This window comes from Sphingobacterium sp. BIGb0116 (genome assembly GCF_024808035.1).
GTDB lineage: Bacteria > Bacteroidota > Bacteroidia > Sphingobacteriales > Sphingobacteriaceae > Sphingobacterium > Sphingobacterium paramultivorum.
On the sequence record NZ_JANUDT010000012.1, the window covers coordinates 49,061 to 72,819 of the forward strand.

General features: G+C 42.5%; 15 protein-coding genes. 3 read left to right on the forward strand and 12 right to left on the reverse strand.

Annotated elements, in window-relative coordinates; translation table 11 throughout:
- Nucleotides 1-87: 87 nt before the first annotated feature.
- Nucleotides 88-1,047, reverse strand: a complete 960-nt coding sequence (locus M2419_RS24475; protein ID WP_153845572.1) for an AraC family transcriptional regulator — start codon at nt 1,045-1,047, stop codon at nt 88-90.
- Between the two features lie 138 nt (nt 1,048-1,185).
- A complete protein-coding gene (locus M2419_RS24480; protein ID WP_153845571.1) occupies nt 1,186-4,077 on the reverse strand; it encodes a PAS domain-containing hybrid sensor histidine kinase/response regulator in 2,892 nt (963 codons plus the stop codon).
- Nucleotides 4,078-5,028: 951 nt separating this feature from the next.
- On the opposite strand from M2419_RS24480, the gene M2419_RS24485 reads away from it, so the two are divergent.
- Entirely contained in the window at nt 5,029-5,910 is an 882-nt protein-coding gene (locus tag M2419_RS24485; protein WP_153845570.1) for a DJ-1/PfpI family protein, read from the forward strand.
- Between the two features lie 406 nt (nt 5,911-6,316).
- On the opposite strand, the gene M2419_RS24490 is transcribed toward M2419_RS24485, so the two are convergent.
- Both M2419_RS24490 and M2419_RS24495 read right to left on the reverse strand, forming a co-directional pair.
- On the reverse strand, nt 6,317-6,871 hold the full coding sequence (locus tag M2419_RS24490) for a DUF4468 domain-containing protein (RefSeq protein WP_159732290.1): 555 nt from the start codon (nt 6,869-6,871) through the stop codon (nt 6,317-6,319).
- Nucleotides 6,872-7,101: 230 nt separating this feature from the next.
- On the reverse strand, nt 7,102-8,235 hold the full coding sequence (locus M2419_RS24495) for a 2-isopropylmalate synthase (RefSeq protein ID WP_153845568.1): 1,134 nt from the start codon (nt 8,233-8,235) through the stop codon (nt 7,102-7,104).
- A gap of 81 nt (nt 8,236-8,316) precedes the next feature.
- Between M2419_RS24495 and M2419_RS24500 the strand changes: the two genes are divergently transcribed.
- Nucleotides 8,317-9,093 carry an AraC family transcriptional regulator gene (locus tag M2419_RS24500; protein WP_153845567.1) on the forward strand — a complete coding sequence of 259 codons (777 nt, stop codon included), beginning with the start codon at nt 8,317-8,319 and terminating at the stop codon, nt 9,091-9,093.
- A gap of 139 nt (nt 9,094-9,232) precedes the next feature.
- Nucleotides 9,233-10,249: a LacI family DNA-binding transcriptional regulator gene (locus M2419_RS24505; protein ID WP_153845566.1), complete on the forward strand. Its 1,017-nt coding sequence runs from the start codon at nt 9,233-9,235 to the stop codon at nt 10,247-10,249.
- A 6-nt stretch (nt 10,250-10,255) separates the two neighbouring features.
- Here M2419_RS24505 and nagA read toward each other — a convergent pair whose 3' ends face one another.
- From nagA to M2419_RS24545, 8 genes are all read right to left on the reverse strand, one after another.
- Nucleotides 10,256-11,455: an N-acetylglucosamine-6-phosphate deacetylase gene (gene nagA, locus M2419_RS24510; RefSeq protein WP_153845565.1), complete on the reverse strand. Its 1,200-nt coding sequence runs from the start codon at nt 11,453-11,455 to the stop codon at nt 10,256-10,258.
- A 1-nt stretch (nt 11,456) separates the two neighbouring features.
- Nucleotides 11,457-12,776 carry a sugar MFS transporter gene (locus M2419_RS24515; RefSeq protein ID WP_153845564.1) on the reverse strand — a complete coding sequence of 440 codons (1,320 nt, stop codon included), beginning with the start codon at nt 12,774-12,776 and terminating at the stop codon, nt 11,457-11,459.
- Between the two features lie 9 nt (nt 12,777-12,785).
- Complete coding sequence (locus M2419_RS24520; protein WP_227550138.1) at nt 12,786-13,520, reverse strand: glucosamine-6-phosphate deaminase; 735 nt, start codon at nt 13,518-13,520, stop codon at nt 12,786-12,788.
- Between the two features lie 38 nt (nt 13,521-13,558).
- Nucleotides 13,559-14,980: a Gfo/Idh/MocA family protein gene (locus M2419_RS24525; RefSeq protein ID WP_153845563.1), complete on the reverse strand. Its 1,422-nt coding sequence runs from the start codon at nt 14,978-14,980 to the stop codon at nt 13,559-13,561.
- Nucleotides 14,981-14,985: 5 nt separating this feature from the next.
- Nucleotides 14,986-17,028, reverse strand: coding sequence for a S9 family peptidase (locus M2419_RS24530; protein WP_259255783.1), 2,043 nt, complete (start codon nt 17,026-17,028; stop codon nt 14,986-14,988).
- 15 nt (nt 17,029-17,043) lie between these two features.
- Entirely contained in the window at nt 17,044-18,591 is a 1,548-nt protein-coding gene (locus M2419_RS24535; protein WP_153845561.1) for a SusD/RagB family nutrient-binding outer membrane lipoprotein, read from the reverse strand.
- 11 nt (nt 18,592-18,602) lie between these two features.
- Nucleotides 18,603-21,686 carry a SusC/RagA family TonB-linked outer membrane protein gene (locus M2419_RS24540; RefSeq protein WP_153845560.1) on the reverse strand — a complete coding sequence of 1,028 codons (3,084 nt, stop codon included), beginning with the start codon at nt 21,684-21,686 and terminating at the stop codon, nt 18,603-18,605.
- A 218-nt stretch (nt 21,687-21,904) separates the two neighbouring features.
- Nucleotides 21,905-23,746, reverse strand: coding sequence for a carbon starvation protein A (locus tag M2419_RS24545; protein WP_259255784.1), 1,842 nt, complete (start codon nt 23,744-23,746; stop codon nt 21,905-21,907).
- Nucleotides 23,747-23,759 lie beyond the last annotated feature (13 nt).

Sequence of the window (23,759 nt, forward strand, 5' to 3'; positions counted from 1 at the left end):
TATTATTTGTTAAATGATACAAATTTCAAGAATGTTAGCCGCAGAAGACTTATACGGATTGAGGCGATAATTGGACTTTTTATCGATTTAAATAGTAAGTGGACTTTTCATAAGCTGCAAAGCGTCTTGACGGTATGCTGTAGGGGTTAGACCCGTCATCTTTTTAAAAAACCGGTTAAAATAATTTGCTTCATTAAATTGTAATAGATCAGCTATTTCTGACACCTGCAGATCGGTGTGTGTTAAAAGACTTTTTGCTTCCAGCACTAGCTTTTCATTAATATGAAACAACGCCGTGTGCCCGGTATATTTTTTTACTAAAAAATTCAAATGGCTAGCTGTGAGATTCAGTTCATCTGCGATTTTTCGAACCGTTGGCCTTCCTTCTTTTCGTATATCGGGGGCGTCAATAGCATAAGCATCGAGCACTTTTCTAAACTTGACCATCAGGGAGGCCTGTTTTAACTGAAAAGGAGTTTTTACCTCCTTATCTTTATAATACAGACGACGGATTTGGATAAGTAATACCTTTAATAAAGTTTGCATCATTTCAAAATTATCCTCCTGTCCCGATTTCATTTCAAGAAGCAGCGTTTCGGCTGTATGCGATACCTTGTCCATATCTTGCTGCGAAAGCCTCAGAAGTGAATTGGCTCCACGCATAAAAAATGGGTAATCTTTTTCAAATTTGGGTTTTAGAGGGTCTATTCCAGCAAATTCAGACGTAAAACAAATGAGATAGCCATAAATCGTTTCCTCACGCTGCCAGCTTTCCATTTTACCGGGATATGCGAAGTAAATACTGTTAGCTGACGTATAGATGGTTTCGTCAGGAAGCAGGAATCTGGGCCCCTGTGTCTTGCAGATTAAAATACGAAAAAAATTACCTCGGAAAAGCGGCATGAAAAGCAATTTGCCTTTTGCCTGGTCTTCAATCCGCATGACGTTAAATAAATCATTCACAGCTGTGCCAATCCTAAAAGTATCGAAAAATTGACTAATGGTATCGAGCCATGGAATTAAATCCTGTGTTTTTTTGTTTTTCATGCATTAAAGAAATCTATCAAATTTAGCCAATAGCGCGCTATAAAATAAAGAAATTATCAACTTTGACTTAGCGACAAGTTTAAACCTCGTTAACCCGAATAGCCATTATTAACTAAATCATAAACAAGTCTTTCATACCTAGTTATTGCTGTCATTTATCAACCATTTTCTCAAAAGCTCCAGCAATGTTTCTTTAACAAAAGGCTTCACGGCAAAATCATCCATTCCACACGAAATGCACCTTTCCTTTTCGTCCTTAATATTACTGGCTGTCAATGCTATAATTGGCGTATGTATCCTCCCCTCTTCATTTCTTCTAATCAATCCAGTTAACTCATAACCATTCATTTCAGGCATCTGTATATCCATGAAGACCAAATCAGGCCTATTATCCTTGAACAATTCAAATCCCATTACCCCATCGACCGCCTCTATGATTTCCACATTGGGAAGAACATTCTGTACAATGGTTCTAGTAAGCAACATATTAAATTTGTTGTCTTCAATAATTAAAATCTTGTATTTTCTTTCCAAAAAGGCCGTTTCTTTTTCGGCATATTTGATCGTTTCTTCATCCTGCTGTAATGCAGCAACTAATGTTGAATACAGTTGATCTACTTTAACTGGTTTATTAATACAATGAATAATATGGCTGCTTTCAGCAATACGGGCTGGGTTGGTCTCAAGGACGGATAACATTAAAACTACGGGCTGTCCAACTCCTTTGTAGAGTAACTTTTCCCTAATTTTTTTTATCGTATCGATACCGTTCATTATAGGTAGATCATTATCAATAATAATCGCATCATACCGCTCACCTTTGGCCAACATTTGAAGAACTTCAAATCCGTTATCGGCCAATGAGACATTAACTTTCTTCATATGCAACATCAATGCAATATTAGCTCGATCGGCATCTTGTCGGGCAACTATCATAATCTTTAAGGATTCTAAAAGTTTCCATTCATACACATCACCTTTTTGCGACCTTAATGTAATTTCAAAATAAAATTGGCTCCCTTTCCCATATTCGCTTTCCAATTTTAGTTTACTATCCATCATTTTTAGCAATTGATTTGAAATACTAAGTCCAAGCCCTGTTCCGCCAAATCTCTTGCTTATTGAAGCATCTTCTTGAGAAAATGCTTCAAATATTTTTTGCTGTTTATCTGGTTTAATACCTATTCCGCTGTCCGTTACACTGAAGCGCAGCGTGGTGGAGTTTTCGTCCGAGGATAGTACATCGACATGTAGTGCAACACTTCCCTTGTCCGTAAATTTTATTGCATTACTTAAAAGATTCATGATCACCTGTTTGAGTCGAAGTGAGTCAACCCAAACATAATGCGGTAGCGATTCTGATAAATTTACCCGAAAATCCAATTTTTTGGCCTTCCATTGAAAGTCAATCAAACTTGTAACCTGAGCAAACATCTCATACAAATCATTTTTTTCGATCGAAAGCTCCAATTTGCCAGCTTCAATTTTAGAAAAATCAAGTATATCGTTTATGATGCTCAAAAGAAGATTAGCAGACTGATCGACAATAGAAACATATTCTTTTTGTGTATCGTCTAGTTTTGTTCGACTCATCAAATCCGTAAAACCTATAATTCCGTTAAGAGGTGTACGAATTTCATGACTCATATTGGCGAGAAACTCTGACTTCGCCACGCTACCCTGGTCAGCAAGCTTTTTAGCTTTCTCTAATTCTTCTCTTTGAAGAACAATCTTCGTGATGTCTGTGGCAATGCCAAGATAACCTATAATCTGACCAGAAATATCGCGCATTGCAGTAACAGCAAGAGATACGTAAAGTCGCGTAAAATCTTTTTTTATATAAATCCATTCTCTTTGCTCGGATCCGTAGCGCTCCGCCATCTCGACGAACACCCTAAATTCACTAATCGGATACCCAAATTTACTTTCAAGTTCCTTCGCTCGATCTTTAACTTCCCTACTGCTATGAAATAATGTCGGCGTAATTTTACCGATCACTTCATCACCTTTATACCCTAATAAATTTTCTGCGCCCCGGTTGAAAAGGGTTATCAACCCTTCTGCGTCAGTTGCAATGATAGCGACTGCAGTAGTGGCATTCAATACATCTTCGAGCATTTTCTTAGAACGAATCGATTCCGCCTCAGAGCGTTTACGTTTATCGATATCCTGAAAAGTGCCATATAGTCGAACGCACTTCCCTTTTTCAAAAGTTGCTTTCCCTAGTGCTCTAACCCACAAGCTTGTACCCTGATAGGTATCAATTTCTAATTCAAGGTCCCATGAAGCTCCTGTAGCGATTGCACTATTGATAGCCTGAACAATTTTAATCCTATGTTGAGGATCTTTGTAAAACTCAATTGCTGTTTTAATAGTTGGACGATAATCCTTTGGAACCCCATGAATAATCTTCGTCATTTCAGACCAATCGATATAATCATCAAGTAAATCATACTCCCAGCTCCCCACTCTGGCCACCTGACTGGTCATGTCTAGTGTAGATTTCGCATATTCCAATTTACTAGTTAACTGGAGGTGCTGGTTTTTCTCTTGAAGTAAGCCAAGAACTTCTGTGCACAATAATGAAAGAAGAGTCCGTTGATTATCAGAAAGCTTGTTTGAGCTACTATCCATAACGCTTAAAAAACCAACTATTTTTCCTTCGTGATTGATGAGTGGTGCTTCATAATAATACAGTATTCCAAAATTCTGGAAAATCACTGAATTGCGCTGCGAAGGAAGTTCATTGCTAAGGTCTGGAAACTCTAGCGTGCCGTTGTCATCAAACACATAGTCCAAAAATACTTTATCGATACTTATATTTCCATCGACATCATGAAAATAGGTCCGCACAAAATTTTGACTGTTGTCGAATAAAGTCAACACCGCCATTTCCGTATTACAAATCAATTTCGCTTTAAGGAGCACTCCAAAAAGATCTTTCTTAATCATGTCAGCGACTAACTTATAATCATTATCCAAGATGAGATGGTCACTGTTATCGTTTTTAGGGTACTTTTGATTATGCATAAAGTTGTAATATGCTATAGATATTTAACGTTTATAACAAAACAACAATTTTATTTGAATAGTTTTTTAATAAAAAAAGAATTAATTCAAATTAAAATATTTTGGAGAACTAGGCATACGCGGAATCACAATAACAAAATAGGCAATTGTGACCATTGAGAAAACTATTCCTAAAAGTATATATTGCATTTATGCGGTCGTTTTAAAATTTCAATACAATCTCCATCGGAAGGAATAAATATTTTTTAACTCAAGGTAGATCGTAGGACTTCGATGCAGCGGGAAACAAGTTATACTGGCCCGGACACTTAGCACTTATCTTACAATACCGCTGGCCAATAACTTTGCGATCAATTTAGTTACTGAACCACAGCCTAACATAGAAATGATTAACAGTGTGGCCAGTATGGCAGACGAACTCAGAAGGCCTATGATGCTGATTGTGTCAGCACAAAAAAGGCCGGAATAAACCAGCCCTGATATATATAGTTATGATCCCAATAATGGGATAGTCGGTTTCAAAAAATGCTGGCGTGACAAGTGCAAATCAAGCCAGCAAAAGCAATAGTCTCATTTTTCGTATAAAGGACAACCGAAATATAATACTCGTTTGAAAAAAATAAAAAAAACCTTGAGGAGGGGGATCTCAAGGTTTCACTACCTATTATTAACCTAATTTATGAAAAGTACCATTATAACAATGGTTAGTTCGCTTTCGTTTCATCTTTTAGAAAAAAGTTGAATTTTCTGAGGTTCAATTTTTTTACGACGTCGAATATAAGGATCACCATATTTCCCCCACCTTCCTTACGTGCTACTTTTCACAAATATTTTTTAGTCGAAACAGCATGGGTTTTGATATTGTTATCTCTTAAAGATTTATAAAATGTGGAAAGTTTGATATTCGAAGCTTATCAATAGCATGAATTACAAACAATAAAAAATATTACTATGTCATTATTTTCAAACGATTTGAGCAAAGAACCCGTATTTGACGGCATTGGTTATGAACCTTCTTTTTTTTCAAGAAAGACGATGGTTACGACCAAGACAAATTACAGCAAAAAAAAGTACAGTGATATCAACAAGGACACCAGGAAAAAGATTCTTGTGCTTTGCACAGAAGAACGGTATATGACAATGAAAAATGGAAAGAAATTTTCAACGGGCAATCATCCGGTCGAAACACTGGTTCCCATTCTTCATTTCGAACGGGCTGGATTTGAGGTTGACTTCTACACGCCAACAGGTGCTCCTGTAAAATTTGAGATGTGGGCTATGCCGTATGAAGATGAAAACATCGGTAAAATCCTCGACAAGTATAATACTCAATTTTCAAACCCGCACAACTTGAGAGATTTTATAGCTGACACGAATAAGGGATATGTTGATTACGTTACCGTTTTTATCCCAGGCGGGCATGGCGCAATGCTCGGACTACCTGAAAATAATGATGTAAAAGAACTTATCAAATGGGTAGTAGCGGAAGATAAATATCTATTGGCAATCTGCCATGGTCCGGCAGCGCTCTTAAGCGTAGCAGATTGCGGAGCCACCGAGTTTCCCTTTAAGGGATATAAGATCAATTCGTTTCTTGATGAAATGGATAAGACTTTGCCAGAAAGTGGATACCAGCCCGGCGAGATGCCCTGGTTTTATGGCGAAAAACTCAAACAGCTTGGGATTGAAATTTTGAATAAAAAAATTGCCGGCGATTGTCATGTTGACAGAAAACTGATTACTGCTGATAGCCCATTAGCGGCCGATAAATTCGGGAAACTCTGCGCAGATGAACTTCTTGCCTATGAAAAATCAAAAGTGGAAAATGAATAGGTAGCGGAAGCCATGCGGATCAAAAAAGGCTCCCTTATTAACCGATAAGGGAACCTTTTTGGCTAGATGTCTGCTTGAGCCAAATATTAACTACATTTGGGCTTTGCTCTAATTTAACGTTAGGTATATTTTTGAATTTCAGCTTATTCTTTCGTTAATAAAAGGGCTATCTCCTGTTTTGCAAGCACACGGCCTTTATGGACAATTTTACTCTTGACACAAATTACCTCTGATCCAGGCACTCGGTAATCATCTTCGAAACCTTTCAATTATTATAGTGAAGTGTATTTACTTAAACTACTTGAAGATGAAAATTTATACCTCAAAAGACGGCTTAGAATATCGTGATCGCATATAAAAAAAGCCTCCATTGGAGACTCTTTCATCTTATTATCTGGTTTTTATTTTACCAATTGTCATTCGACTTACTCGTATTTATACTATTTGTAATCGCTCTAATATAATTATTGATAAACTTTTCCAATTCCTGCTTCGCTGCTTCTCGTCTAACTTTACCATCGGTATTGAAAAGGGCTGTTTTTACCCAAAGATTACTTTTTTTGACTAATGGATATTCAATTCCATTGTAGTTTTCAAGGTATTTATAATTTGGAGCAAACCTCAGCCGTCCATCCTTAAAATCCATGGTAATCTTATAAAAAAAATCAAGAGCATTACCTCTACCCCAAGCCGTTGCTTTTTGTTCCATCGCATCAATAACAATCTGCTCATCTTCGATCTTGGTCGCAACTTTCTCTGGGTTATTGTAATGCGAGTTTACAAATTTCAGCACTGCTTTGTACAAATCACTTTGCGATTTTCCTGCAAAATTCAGAACGATATAATTCTTCGATTCGTCTGCAGCATCTACAAAGTCATTCGGAGTCAATTTCATCGATTGCGCATTTGCAAATGTTGTTGCAACCAAAAACAGTAAAACAACCGAAAGGCTCTTTATCATTATTAAGTGTGTTATCTAAATAGAACTTATTACATCAATATACGCTGCTAAGGCAACAGATATTGTGCCAAAATTATATATTCGAATATTTAAATAAGTAAATCCCCAACGCTTATTGGATTTTTATAAACTCAAAAGGAATTTTCCCCTCTCATTCTCGAGAATCTGAAACAGAATTATTTAACTAGCAACCACGGAGTTGACTGAACAACTGGACACGATCTTTTTACCTAAATCAAACTCCGGAGGTCGTTATCTTCAATCAAACGTTTCTGATCTGCCAAAACAAGAAATCGGTTATAGATATTTTCAAAATGTTCAGCAGGGAAATCTATTTTCATACTTTTTAACCGATCTTTTAATGCTGCACGTCCACTCCTTGCGGATAAAAACAATTCAGGCAACTTTCCTCCTATGATTTGGGGATCAATAATTTCGTAGTTTCTACGGTCTTTCAGCACGCCATCTTGGTGGATGCCAGAAGAATGCGCAAAAGCATTTTTCCCAACAATGGCCTTATTGGCCTGTACAGGATTTGACATTGCCCGTTCTACCATACTACTTAGTTCTACAATATATTTTGGATCAATTCCAGTCGCAATCCCTAGATTTTCCTTTACAATAAGTGTCAAAATAATTTCTTCTAAGGCAGCATTTCCCGCACGTTCTCCCACACCATTAATCGTTCCTTCAACCTGAAGTGCACCCGCCATTAGCCCAGCTATGCTATTCGCTGTAGCCATACCTAAATCATTATGACAGTGGACAGAAAGGATTGCGTTCTCTTTTTCCCTTCTATTTTGATTCACATAGGCTATCTTTTCAAAGTACTCAAAGGGTGTACAAAAACCGTTGGTATCAGGAAGATTCACAACTTTCGCCCCCGCTTCGACCACCGTATTGGTCATTTGAACCAAGAAATCATTGTCTGCGCGGCCAGCATCTTCGGCAAAAAATTGTACTTCATCACATTTATCCGACGCATAAGCCACCATTTCATAAGCTTTCGCCAAGATTACCTCACGAGTGGTATTAAACTTATGTTTAATATGAATGTCCGATGTTCCAATTCCGAGCTGAATCCGTGCCACCTTTGCCTTAACCAAGGCCGAAGAGGCTTGTTCAATATCTTTCCTATTGGCCCTAGCTAATGCACAGACTGTTGCCTTTTTCACCAGTTTACAAACCTCTGTTACAGCTTTAAAATCTCCAGGAGAACTTATTGGAAACCCCGCCTCTATCACATCTACCCCCATTGCATCGAGTTTTTCAGCAATTTCTAATTTATAATTAAGTGTCAGCTGGCAGCCCGGTCCCTGTTCTCCATCACGTAAAGTAGTATCGAAAATCTTAACTTGTTTCATATTCAACTTATTTTTATAGTTCAAAAGTACTCGAACTACAGAATTTAATATATTTGAAAATAAAACAATTGTTATTCAATAATGCCAAAATCCAACATTCCCTTCGTTCAATGTGCCAAGAACTTCCGCGATGGCACAATTGAATTACGTAACTATGGACAGTTCAATACAGAAATGCACGCTCATGAACAAGTACAGGTACTTAGCCCAACAAATGGTACCCTCTTTATCTATACAGAAAAAGCCAGTTTCTGTGTACCAAGTACTTTCTATGTATATATCCCAGCACATGTCCCACACAAACTCATTTCCCGTTCCCAGCAACTGTCACTAAAAACCATTTTTGTGGATATGAACAATATGCATGAGGAAGTTAAGGTGTATCCATCAAATGAATTGTTGAATCATTTTTTGATTTTTGGCCAGCAACATTGGAAGCTGAAAGACCACGACACGCTTACGACATCTACTTTGGAGGCCTTCAAGTCTATGCTCCCCATACTATTGGCTAAACCGATCCTATTGCAAATCACGCCGGCAAAAAGTGAATTGATGATCCAGGTATGCACGTATATCCTTCAACACCTCGACAATAAATTGTCAATTGCTGAGATTAGCGCTAATTTTTTTCTTTCGGAGCGAACACTTTTCAGACAGTTTAAGGAAGAAATGCAGATCACCATATTCCAGTTCATAAAACAGCATCGACTTCTAAAGGCGCTTCAATTATTGGAAAATAAGGATATGCATATCGCTGAAATTGTCTATCAAATTGGGTATGAAAGCGTACCTAACTTTTCCAATCTATTCAAAGAATATTTTGGACTGTCACCTCAGCAGTATAGAGCAAGACTATAATAATAAATACTATATAATTATTAACTCTATTCTCGTCAAGACCGAACGAGTATGACCTGAAGATATGAATGAAGATAGATCCTACATTTTTCGATAGTTTTTAGTATTTTGTATCGTAATTTGTTAACCCTATCTAAATATGAAGAATCCTTTAGGCATCAAGGATATCGCCAAGATGCTCAAAATTTCGGTATCGACAGTTTCGCGGGCTTTTCGGGATACCCACGATGTCAATCCCGAAACCCGAAAAAAGGTGCTGGCACTCGCCAAGAAATTAAACTTTAAGCCTAATAAAAATGCTTCCGCCTTAGCTTCCGGTTCAACAAAAAATATAGGTGTGGTCATTCCCTTTATCACCAATTATTATTTTTCGATGGTGATTTCAGGTATTCAGGAAGAAGCTTATGAACGCGATTATAATGTGATTCTCTATGTCACCAACGATCATGTCGCACGGGAACAGAACCTATTGGAAAACCTATCAACGAGCAGTCTAGATGGACTTCTTATTTCGATCTCTTCCGATTCATCCACAAACGATCATTTTGAACAATTGATGGCGAAAGGAATGCCAATCGTATTCTTTGACCGTGTACCTAAAGATATAAATGCCTCCAAAGTTGTCCAAGATGATTTTGCGGGAGCCTTACAGGCGACCGAATACCTAATCCAACAAGGCTATACGCGCATTGCTCATATTGCCGGCCCCGAAAATCTGCAATTCACACAGCAACGGCTAAATGGTTATCTGCAAGCACTGGAGCAGCACAATATGGCTATCGATCAGCGTCTTATTGTATATTCAGGTTTTTCACAGGCTCACGGCGCCACTGATGCGTTGAAGTTACTTGCCCTCCCTGATCGTCCAGATGCGATCTTCGCTGCGAATGACCGCAAAGCCGTTGGTGCCATTCAGACAATCAAGCAGCAGGGGCTCCGTGTAGGCCAGGACATTGGCGTCATCGGATTTACCAATGATCCTATTGCTACTGTGGTAGAACCCAATTTAAGTACGATTGAAGAACCTGCCATGGAGATCGGCAAAAGGAGTTGTGCGCTACTCATCCGTCATATAAAAAATCGGGATTTTGAAATTCAGGATATGATATTGCCTGGAAAATTAATCGAACGGGATTCTACCAAACGATCCTCTTAGTCGTCTTTATTTACTGTACCGTAATTCACCAGCAACAAAACTGTGATGAATGACCACATTATCATCAAAAAGCACAATATCGGCTTCCATTCCTGTAGCTATTGCTCCAATCTTATGATCCAACCCAAGTAGTCTTGCGGGGTTGATCGTCATCATCTGCACGGCTTCTACCAAACTGACGCCTCCCTTGTTGACCATGGTGCGGACAAGGCGATCTGCCGTAGCCACACTACCTGCAAAAGAAGAACGATCGGTCAGCTTGGCTACCCCTTCCTCAACGATTACTTCAGTTCCGTTACGCAAGCTTCCCAACACGCTTTTACCCTCGGGCATACCAGCTGCACGCATTGCGTCAGTAATCAGGATCATTTTATCCGCGCCTTTCACTTTATGAATTAGCCGCAGAAAAGGCTCGGGCAAATGGACACCATCTGCTATAATCTCCACATCGATCTGGTCCAATAGAAAACAGCTCTCAATAACTCCGGCATAACGATGCGCGTGAATGCGCTTCATACCGGACATACCAGAGTAGAAATGGGTTGCCAGGCGATATCCAACTTCGACCGCAGGTAATATCTCCTCATACACTGCATCGGTGTGTGCCAGAGCCAATAAGATATCATGACTACGCACAGCCCGTCCAAAGTCCAGTGCTCCGGGCAACTCAGGAGCCGCACTCCATCGACTGATGAGATGGTGATAACGTTCAAGTATAGGCATGTATTCTTTTGGATCCGGATTACGGATATACTTGGGATCCTGCGCCCCCCGTTGATTCATCGCAAAATAGGGACCTTCGAGATGCAAACCCAAAAATCGGCTTCCTTTGATATTCTGCTCTCTGGCTGCTTCATAGACGGAGAAAAGTTCCAATAGCTCCTCGCTTTCACTGGTCAAGGTGGTCGGCAGCATGGCAGTGGTACCATGGCGTAGATGCGTTTCGGCAACAGTTAAAAATGCAGACACACTGTTATCCATAAAATCAGCGCCGCCACCGCCATGGACATGTATATCAATAAAACCCGGTGCAAGATACAGCCCCTCGGCATCCATCCATTGGGCAGCTGACCAACCTTCTTCGACAGCTTCTTTTGCCAAATAGCCTTCGCTAATATGCACAATTTTCCCCTCGGCAATCCATACTGTCCCATCCGCGATCACGCGGTAAGGTGTTATAATATTGGTATTTGTTATAATCCACATATCAATTCGTTGATTTTTTTGTTTGTCCTGTCCATGTCTGAATCCGATACCCTTTAAAGGCGTAAAATAACAGGTATAAAAAACATGGCGTCAATATCCAATAGGCTGATTTAGGATCGATCGTATCGGCCAGTACCCCATAGAGGAGCGGAAGTAAAGCATTGCCACATAGTCCCATAATTAATAGTGCTGATCCTTGTTTGGCCAATGGACCGAGCCCTTCAAGCGCCAATGGCCATATGCCTGCCCAGATAAGTGCATTAGGAAACCCAATTAATACAATAAACCAGATAGAAATATCCAGATCCATATTAAACAGGAAAACATGTCCATGAGTCGACACGACTAAGATAGACAAAATCAGACCAACAACTGTACTGAAGCGCAACATAGTGCGTTGACTGAACACTTTGGGAATCAAGACAATTCCCGACATGTAGCCTAGTATTGTAGCCGTTAGCGTATAGGAAGGTAGTGCTTTGGCTTCCAGTAGGGAGAGGCCCATCGCCCCTGCATAATTGATGATCGTATCTATCGCGATAACCTGTGTACCTACATGGAGGAATATTGCCACAGCCCCCAGAATAAGGTGTGGGTATTGAAAAATACTTTTCTTGATTTCCCTACTGTCATTCCCTACTCCATCTTGTTGTTGATCCAATTCGGGAAGAATAGAAAACTTAACAAACAGCCCAATCAATAGTAAGATAATTCCGACCACCGTATAGGGGCCAACCACGCGTAAGATCAATTCATCCAAAGCCAATGTACGAGCCGTTTCTGTCATCTGTGGAAGCTGCTTAAATAGCTCATTGTCCTGGGGGCGCAAAATAATATAGGAAAATAGTAAGGGTGCAAGTATACCTGCTCCCTTATTACAAATGCCCATCATACTAATCCGTTGCGCTGCTCGTTCCTTTTCACCGATCAGGGTAATGTATAGATTGGCGACTGTCTGTAACAGGGCTAATCCACTTCCCAACGTAAATAGACCAATCAAAAAGATCGGATAGGCCCTATTATAGGCCGCAGGGACAAATAAAAATGCCCCCAATGCCATAATCCAAAAGCCTACCATAATTCCATTTTTATATCCTATTTTTTTGAGCAAATACGAGGAAGGCATTGACATCAGCAAATAAGAGATATAAAATGCAAAAGCGACAAGGTATGATTGAAAATTGCTCAGTTCACAGGCTATTTTAAAATATGGAATGAGAATGGCATTGATCCAGGATACAAATCCAAAGATAAAAAACATTGTTCCAATAATGCCTATCGATACCCAGGTAGTTTTCCTATCGCGTGCTGATGCTGTCATAAGATACCGTCATTTTAAAAGCGATGCAGATCCCGCATCCAAGTAGCAGGTGCAGTCGTCATGCTGCTGCAGGATACTCGCTGGATTCAAATTGGAAACAGGTTGCGTGAGGCAATTTTTCACAGCAAGTGCTTTACGTTCATCCGGCACAGCGCAGATTATTTTCCGAGCTGATAGAATCTGTTGTATGGACATACTGATAGCTTGCAACGGCACTTCGGCGAGTGAGCCAAACCACCCTTCTCCCAACTGCTGCCGACGACACTGCTCGTCCAGATTGACAATTAGATAAGCATCTTTTACATCAAAATCAGCAGGAGGATCATTAAAAGCCAAATGACCGTTCTCTCCGATCCCCACAAAGGCAACATCGATGGGATGTGCTTTAATCTTGTGGTGCAGACGTTCACATTCTGCAGCTGGATCCGCTTCACCATTAATCAGTACAACTTCCTTCAGTGTCGCCACCTGGGTGATAAAACGCTCGGTTAAGTATTTCCGAAAGCTGGCTTTATGGCTAATTGGCATGCCAATATATTCATCGAGGTGGAACATGCGCACCTTGCTCCAGTCGATATTGCCAGTAGCCACCAGCGTTTCTAGTGTTTCGAACTGGCTCTGTCCGGTTGCTAAAATAATGTTGGCTTCTCCCCTCGCCGCAATAACAGCATTAATAGCTTCAATTCCTGCAGCTCCTGCATGTTGTCCCAGCTCTAACCGGGTGTTAAAAGTTTTAATGTTCACGTCTATTGATTTAATTATAATATTCTCGTTCTGTTTGTTTATGATAATACAGTGCTCTTTTCACCTGCCAGCTCAATATCATGTACCTGATTATTTTTCCAATGACCAGCAGTAAAATCAGGCACCTCGATTGGCTGGGAACCGTTGGCGACCGACCATTCACTTAAAGGGCCAATGACACTCCAACTGGCGGCATCATAGACATCCATGTCCATCGGTAAACCATTGCGCAGACAATCGATCAGGCGCCAGTCCATCATAAAATCCATGCCACCATGACCTCCGATCTGCTTAGCCAGTTCTCCGATCTTTTTAACAATACCCGGTGTATATTGCTGTTCCAGTTTGGTCATCTCTTCAGCAGACAAGAAATCGGCATGGCCAATAGCGATTTTGCCGGGCAGAGGATATTTCTGCGCAAAGGCCTTGGTACCACTAATCAGATGGAGGCGTGAATAAGGCCTTGGCGAACTCACATCATGCTGTAACATTATCGTACTGCCGCTATTGGTGAGGATATTGGAAATATTCATATTGCCCCGGAAGGGTTTGTCTATATAAGACTCAAATTGCTTATCAGTCGCAGCCATCTCTTTGGCTTTCTTCCCGAGCATAAAATCTTTTGAAGACATCGAACTCATATACTCCATCTTATTACCGCGGTTGACCTTCAGAATCTGGCAGATCGGTCCTAGACCGTGAGTGGGATAAAGATTTCCGTTGCGCGTCGCATTTTCCTTTAAGCGCCAAAAATCAAAACGTTTTTCGGCATCAAAAAAACTCTCCAGAATGTCGTGGATATAAGCCCCTTCGCAGTGGACAATATCTCCAAAAAAACCTTGTCTAGCTAGGTTTAAGGTCAGCAGTTCAAAGTAATCGTAGCAACAATTTTCCAGCATGACACAATGTTTTTTGGTCTTCTCGGAGGTTTGTACCAGTCGCCAGCAGTCTTCCACCGTTGTCGCTGCAGGAATCTCCAAAGCGACATGCTTCCCGTGTTCCATGGCATATATCGCCATCTCGGCATGCAACTTCCAATGGGTTGCAATATAGATCAGATCATAATCCTCCTGTTCACACATCTTTTTCCAGTGCTCGGCATTTTCTGTAAATAACTCCGCGCGGTGACCCGCTGATTTCATCCTTGCCTTTGCTTCAATCGCCTTTTCAGCCCGTACATCACAGATGCCGTTGATCGCAACACCTTCAATCTGGCTCATACGTTCCACTGCAGCAGATCCCCTATTGCCGACACCGATAAAACCGACCCTTACGGTTGGTATTTTGGGGGCCGCGTAGCCCGACATATTAAATGTAGCTGTATATTTCTTTGACGCTTCCAGCCGGATATGATCCAGATTTGTCTTTGCTGAAGCCTTATTTTCCTGTCCACAGCCAGCCATCAATCCAATTCCGGCTAGCCCGGACAGTTTTAAAAATGATCTTCGATTTGTTCCCATAATATTTAATTGGTAAGGAGTGTTCCTTGGTTCTTTAATTGCTTCTTATAGTGCTTCACTTTGTTTTTTAATTGCTCTTTGTTCGCTATTTCGCAAGGCTTACCGTCCAACTGGTAGAGTCCATCGATCATGACTCGCTGCTCATTAAGCGCGAGCAGCATTGGAATATCGCCCCAATGGAGAATACCGGGAATATGGATCGCCATATTGTACCTATCCAGCGCTCCCGTTGCGCCCGGCAGATAACTGATGGGGAGCTCGCGTAGCAGTAATTCCTGTTCTGAGGGATTCAGCACATTGCTGATCAATGCTGCTATGGCCGTCTCCCGGTCTGCAACCAAGGTCTGCTTGCTGGGCTTATATTCTTGCTGTAGATAAGCATTGATAAGCCCAATTTCAGACACCCAGATTCCCATCATGCTACGACCCATCCAGAGCAGTGAGCGCGAAAGTGTATGAAAGCGGGGTAACGCTCCATCGATTTTATCAGCAGTAGTTGAAGAGCGCTCTCCGAGCCCAAAGAGATCTATAAGCACCACCCCCTCACCTTTGTTGCGAAGGGCCTCAATTTCCTGCATAGCAACCTGTTGCTTACCCATCGAGGGGAAATAGACATGTAGTGTATTTGAGTCGGTAAGAGGCAGACTAATCAATAGCGGAATCAGCTGTCGCATCGATGTCTCCAACATAACCCGTTGCCAGCCCTGCTGCGACTCCAACGTCTGAACACGCAGCAAACTATCGGTACCCCCTGTATAAAGTAATGCCCGCAGTTGTTTTTTATAGTCCATTTTATCCAGAGTGGATGTCGCAATCCGTGATTCAATCCGACTAAATTCACGGCTGATAAAATCCGGTATACTGAGGATCAGCTCTTGCTTAACCCCATGTTTCAGTACTGCAAGCTCATTTGTATCCAAGAGAAGCACATTGTCCAACTGCAACCCTTTCTCGCGCGTCGCTCCAAATGCCCCATCAAACCATTTTATCATACTTATATTCATTTCTGTGGTATAGCTATGTGGTTCATCAAAAAGCTCATAATCGATCCGTTCTGGTACCCCTTGCCGCGCAAAAGCTTCCTTGGCAATACGAAAAGACTTGAGCATCTGATGGGCGTTGAAAGCAGCGTTACCATCTTTAAGTGCCGAAATAATCTTAATAGCCTTAGGAGCCATTGTCTGTAACAGTTGTCCTTCTTCAAAATGCAGGAGCCCATTGGGATGGAGTTCGCAGACACAATTGCTGTTCATGATATACGCGCGGAAAGTTCCGACGCTGACTACGGGAACGGCCGCTTTGATCCGCGGATCCATAGCCGCGAGCCACATCGTCTGATTGCCACCACCACTGGCTCCGGTAGCCCCAATCCTTTCGGGATCTACCTCAGGTAAACTACAGAGCAGGTCAATGGCACGACTGTTTTCAAGTAGCTGTATACCCATCAGAGGTGTCCCCAGATCGAGCATTGCCGACCCAAGATTAGCTCCATGATACTCATGCTCATGCTCACGTCCGCGCTCGCCCGACCCCATGGCATCAATACAAAGACATACATAGCCGTTGGATGCCAACATATGGGCCGTACGCTGAACAATTTCACTTCGCCGCCCCGGTGGCCAATGCCCGTGGCTATTGAGTATCGCCGGAAATGGTCCGTTGCCTTTTGGCACATATAAACTTGCAGGAACATATAGCCCAGGCAAGCTCTGAAAGATCAGGCTGTGAACGGTATAGTTGTCCTGCTCAATTGACGAAATTAGCTGCATGTCCAGCGGCGGAATAGCATATCCGTCCAGTTTCAGGTTTTTTCTGACCAACTTGTTCATATCTTGCGGATTTGCAGCTTTCTCGTAATCCAAAGCCCCGATAAGCTGTTCCGCTTGATCTTCCACCATAACCTTTATCGGGTCTATCTCAGCAGGTATGGCCAATACGCTGGGCAACACCGCTCGTCGTTGTTGTTGTTGTTGTTGTTGTGCTTGAATGCTCGAATTTAATCCCATAAGTATACCGAAAGAAACTAAACAGATCTTGAAGTCTATCATTGTAATTTACCCAATTTAGTCCACATCCCACCAGAGTTTGGTTGCCGCATTGTCTGTACCGCCAAGCAGTGCACGTCCTTTGCTCAGTTCAACCAGATTGTCTGTCGCCTCGGTCAGTGGATAAGGCAATCTTTTAATAAATGTCCCAATAGGCAGGTCTGGGTTGTCGGACTGGATCAATGAATACATTTTTGGGAATCCTGTACGCCTATATTCTGCCCAAGCCTCCATACCATTGGGATAGATCGCTAACCACTTCTGTACGCCGATCTGTTCACGCTGTTCGGCCACGGTTGTTGCCCATTTGACGGGGATACTGGCTACAGCTGGCGAATTATGATAATCGCCGGGAGCGACAGGCTCATGGTTTGATGCGATATAATTACTGATCTGCGTCGCATCTGTAACGCCCCATTGTTCCATACTCGTTTTGATGCCTTCCTCGTACAGTTGCTTAGCCTCACCGCCCATATTCCAGCCATTCAATGCCCCTTCGGCTCGTAAGAAGAAAGATTCTGCAGCACACATCACATGGAAATTCTGGGTAAAATTTCCTTCAATAGCCACGCCATTGTAACGTACCCAATAGGTGCCAACATTGGAATTGGAGCCTGACTGATTACGTACGTTCCCTAGATCCGTGGCCGTAGCACCATTTCGCACGCTATTGAATGTCTTTCCAATATAACTGGGTTGAAAATAAATGCCTAAACGTGGATCGGCATAACCTTTTAGGTATGAAGCAATAGTGGAACTCATTGAAAATTCGTTCCATACGGCAACTTGCGCCAATCCATTGGTATCATTTCCAGAAAGGGATTTGAGCATACTGGCATTGTGCGTATTGCTAGACATCAGACCGGCAGCAACAGCTGCTTCTGCTTCGACTTTTGCTTGATTTACATCTACCTTAGCGATACGCAAGGCCAACCGCAAGCGGAGCGAATTAGCAAATCTGATCCAGTTTTCGGTGTTTCCATCGAAGATCAGGTCGTATCCCTGAAAGATTTTCGTTCCGGCTGGCAAGGCCTTCAGATTGGCTACCGCTGTAGTCAATTTTTCAAAGAAATCTGCATAGATCTTATCCATGGAGTCATAAGGAATAACATCGTTGGCCTCGGCAGCACCAAAATAAGGGATCGGTCCAAATTGATCTGTTAGCCGATGAAAGGCATATACCCACATGATATTGGCCAATGCGGCCTCACCTGATTTGGATTCTGTATTTTCGAGAATGCTTTTGAGCTGTGGTGCGGTATCAACATAAATAACTGTCCAAAACCGGCGCTGCCAATCTGGAGTAAGCAGATAACGGTCCGTACTAAAGGAATTCGTAGTAAGTGCAAAGTATTGGGCATATAGATCCGGCCCCAGGTTTTGCACTGTTTGATAAAAAGATCTATTCATTGCAGCCGAAGACTGTGCCTTGGCAAACATAAAGGGCAATTCACGCTGTGTGATCACCGTGATATTGTTGGGATCGGTATTGATATCCTGAAAGTCCTTGGTACAGGACAACAAGCTTAGCACTAATAGCGAAGTAAATAGGGTACTTTTATTCATTGTTCAAGGATTTAAAAAGTTAACTTAACATTCAGTCCAAAGGAACGGACAGCAGGCGGCAACCCCACTTCAATTCCCTGAAAATTACCTGCTCCCAATGCCGCCTCAGGATCTATGGGGTTGTCTGTTTTGCCTATTCCCGGAATATCCAATTTGGATTTCCCTCGATAAAAGAAAAATAGGTTACGGCCTGTCAGCATGAGCTGTGCACTTTTGATCGCAGCGGTATTTTTTAAGTTAAATTTATAACTGACAGATAGTTCACGTAAGCGGACATTGGTCATATCATAGGTAAAGAATTCTCCCCAGGCATCGCGTCCGTTCTGCGATACACGGGTCCAAAGCTGCTGAGCTGTGATAGCCTTGGTATTAGCTGCGCCGCTCACGTCCACCGCATCCAGCACAAGCCCCCCTTCCCGGTAATCTGCGGTATAATCCGCTACTCCGAAAGCCGCTAGATAAGCTGAGGTACCCGATACGATCTCACCACCAATACGTGTATCAATCAAGGCATTGACCGTAAAATTCTTATAGCGGACCGAATTTGACCAACCCAATAAGGCCTTAGGGTTAAAATTTCCCAATTTTTGATTCGCGTCTACCACTGGCAACCCGCTGTCGTCAACCACATATTTCCCTGTCGCCGCATCCGTTTTCCATTTATAACCGTAAAGATCACCGTATTTCTCTCCTTCATTGACGACAACTGAGGCATATTTGGTATTTTCGGTAATCGTTGCTCGTTTTGTCCGCTCGTGCAGTTCAATCACTTTATTGGTATTGGCTGCAAAATTGAAAGTGGTCTGCCATTCTAGGTATTCTTTTTTTATAGGCGACGCAGTTAATTGGACCTCAATTCCCTTATTTGCTATATTTCCCGCATTGATGTATTGCCTGCTGAAACCGCTTGCCATTGGCAATCCAAGAAACAAAAGCTGATTAACTGTATTACTTTTGTACATCGTCAGATCAAAACCTAATCTGTTGGCAAAGAATTTCATATCCAGTCCCGCTTCATAGGATTTGGTCAGCTCAGGTTTCAATTCTGGGATTGCTTTTATTGGTGAACGAGAGATAAATCCTTTTCCCGCACCTAGCCCAAAAGAATACAATTGTTGAAGCAGATAGGGGTTCGCATCGTTACCGACCTGCGTATAGGAAGCCCTTAGTTTTCCATAACTGATCCAGCTTGGCAACTTGAGCCATTCATTGAAAATAGTAGATACACCGATTGAGGGATAGAAATAACTGTGTGGAGATTTTAAGGTTGAGGTCCAGTCGTTGCGTGCCGTCATATCGAGAAAGGTATGATCAAAAAAGGCCAGCTGTGCACTTCCATAGACCGAATTTAGACGTCGTTGGTAACCATTGATCAGTAGAAATTCTGGCGTGGTAGCCATCGTTAGGCTAAACTCATTCGGTACGGACAGGCCATTGGCCATATTCTGAAAGCTACTGTACTCCCGATTTAAGGAACTTGCACCAACATTATAGCTAATTTTGACCGCCTCGTTAAGTATATTATTTCCATTGAACAACAAATCAAAGTTGCGTTCCTGATAGCGCGCATGGGTTTCATAATATTTACCTCCAGGACGGACATCGCCAAGAGAAACAGTACCTGAGTAGAAGGCCCCTGTTGTCTTATCGATGTATTTATCATAACTGAACCTTCCCATTACATTTAGCCAATCCGTCAATTGATAGGTTGCCGAACCCAATGCGGTAATGCGATCGCGCACTTCATTGACCGAGGTGCGGTTGGTACTCCAATACGGATTGTCGTATACAGCAGAACCGGACCAGTACTTCCGCTGCGGCTCACCGGTAACCGGATCAATATCCTCAAAGTCTTTAAGTTCAGACTCATCCATATCCCGCGGCATCACGTACACTTCCACGGGGATTCCCATATCGCCTAAGCGCGGACGATTGTCGATCTGCTGGTTAACGTAATTGAGTTTTACATCTGTTTTTAGTTTTGGGATCAGTTCCGTATTTACGCGAAGATTCAAGTTACTACGTTTCAAGTCATTGCCAGGAATAATGCCTCCGATTTTATTGTTTGTATAAGAAACATAACCCTGCACTTTTTCCGTCCCTCCATAGGTGCTAATGCTATTGTTGAAGGAGGTCGCATTTTCAAAGAAATCGCGGACATTATTTTTATAGGTTTGCCCTTGTGGTCCCCAGCTCTCACCGACATTCGTACCACTGACACCTCCATTTCCCCGCCCATAGGTATTCTGGAATTTACTGAGCAAGTTGACCTGATCCAAGGATGCACTACCATTGTAATCAATATTATACCGACCAGCCTTACCTTGTTTAGTTGTAATCAATATGGCACCATTTGCGGCCCTGCTACCGTATAGCGCAGCAGCCGAAGGGCCTTTGAGCACATTGATGGATTCTATATCGTCCGGGTTGATATTCGCAGCGCCATCGCTCGTCCCATAATTGTAGGTTGTTCCGGTAGCTTGTTGTGCACTGGAATTATCATAAGGTATACCATCCACCACGATTAACGCATTGTTATTACCGGAGATGGACTTGTTGCCCCGCAAAACCACTTTGGCGGAGGCACCGGGTCCCGTAGCCGCTGTAGTCACGACAGCACCAGCGACTTTACCCGTCAGACTACTCATTACGTTGCCACTGTTGTCGCGGGCATCATTGACTGCACTTCCATCCAGCTGTTGTGTCGCATAGGTCAGCCCCCTGGTCTGACGTTTGATACCCAACGCGGTAACCACCACCTCATCAATCTGTTGACTTTCTTCCTTAAGAGCTATATGGAGATTACCTGTTGAGGGAACAGCAATTTCGAGTGTCTTAAAACCCAGCAACGAAACTTTGAGCCTATCCCCTGCATTCGCTCTGATATTAAAATTTCCCTGATTGTCTGTCCGTGCTGCAACAGGCATACTCAGATTAGTGATCGTTACACCTTCCAATGCGGCATGATCGGTAGCATTGGTGACACGTCCCCGTATTGTTGTAGTCTGTGCCGTAGCGAGACCTGTCCAAAGGAAAAGACAGCTCAGCATCGTGCCTACTGAAAATGTTGGATTACTGTGGATACGAACTATCATAATTTATCCATTTAGGGTTAAGATTTTTAGTTTATTCAATTGCGTTATAATCCAAAGAAAAACCTAAAAGCCTAAAAATCCAACACTTTCACCGGATAAAGTAGCGGTAACGTTATCGAAAATCACAGTCCCTGTAGCACCCAACATGGCACTTAATTAGGAACACATTTCCCATCAAAAAACTTACAATATAATTTTAGGAAGTTTGAAATTTCCGCTTAACGATCAACCAATTCCTTTACAGATTCTCCATTTTGGTCGGTAAATTTAGCCTCAATTTTAAACAACTGATACCATTTTCGGAACGTGCCTATAAAGACAAGCAGCATCAACAACATGGCCAAGATCGCTAAGAACGCTAATAGCAGCTGTCCTTTGGGCAAATAAATATCAATGACCTGTAGATAGCCCGCCCAAAAGGTAATTCCATCCATAAATACGCCCGGAATTGCCGTAATTAAGGCATATTTCCCCCGATTCATCCGAATAAGCATCGTCGTACAAACAATAAGCCCACAGGCAGCTAACAGCTGGTTGCTGATTCCAAATAGCGGCCAGATACTGCTTACATTTCCCGTAAAAACAAGATAGCCCCATGAAAAAGTGAAAATAGCGCTACATAACCAAACGCCGGGTTTCCAATCCTTGTCTTTAAAAGCGGGAAAAACACCACCCAGCATTTCCTGCAAAAAGAATCGTCCAACTCGTGTACCAGCATCGATAGCTGTAAGGATAAACACGGCTTCAAACATTATGGCAAAATTATACCAATAAGCCATCACATTGTCCATAAAGGGAACCTTATCAAAAATATGGGCCATCCCGACAGCCAAGGACACGGCGCCCCCGGTACGGCCGTGGAGGTCTACTCCTATACGATCTGAAAAATGCTGCAAATCTACCGCTTTTAATTCGGGATGTTGTGCCAAAAATCCTGCGTAGTCACCGACTGGTGTGTTGATCGCAAAATAGTCGCCCGGCAGTAAGGTACAGGCAGCGATCAATGCCATTAAAGCGACAAATCCCTCCACCAGCATTGCACCATACCCTACAAAAAGAATCTCCCTTTCGGTGCCCAGCATCTTAGGCGTCGTTCCGGTCGCGATAATCGCATGGAAACCCGAAATTGCACCGCAAGCGATCACGATAAAGATAAATGGCAGCACAGGTCCGCCGATCACTGGCCCACCTCCATGGATAAAATCGGTCAGCGCTGGCATCTGTATGGTCGGATGCACAAAGACAATGCCTATGGCCAGCATCAGGATCGTACCGATCTTGAGATAGGTGGAAAGGTAATCACGTGGCACCAGAAGCAGCCAGATGGGTAAGACTGATGCTAAAAATCCGTAAACAGCAATCGCGATTGAAATGGTCTTGACATCCCAGTCGAACAGGTTATGTACGCCCGGAATCTCCATCAAACGATGCCCTGCTATGATGCCAACAATCAATAAAATACCCCCCAATACACTTGCCAACGTTACAGATCCTGTTTTATACCGCATCAAGAGTCCCATAAATATCGCAATTGGCATGGTCAGAATAATAGTAAACAGGGACCATGGGGCTTCGTGCATGGCACTGATGCAGGCCAGTGACAGTCCGGCCAAGGTCAGGATTAGAATAAACAGAACGGCTATACCGGCTATCCCACCAACAACGCGGCCGATCTCCTTGGACGCAATGGTAGCAAGACTTTGCCCTTTGTGCCGTACAGAAGCAAACAGGACAACCATATCATGAACACCACCGCCCAAGACACAGCCGATCAAAATCCAGAGTGCCCCTGGAAGATAACCAAACTGTGCCGCCAGCACCGGGCCGACCAATGGTCCTGCCGCTGCTATTGCGGCAAAATGATGCCCAAACAAGACCTTACGATCCGTCTTAACGTAATCATGCCCATCAGCAAACTCGACCGCTGGAGTCGCTACCGCATCATTGAGCCGTAGCACTTTCTGCGCCATAAAAATTCCGTAAAAGCGGTATGCGAGCGCAAATATCAAAATCGACGCAAAAACCAGTGTGAGGGCATTCATATTAGCTAAATCCATCATATATCTAAGTCTA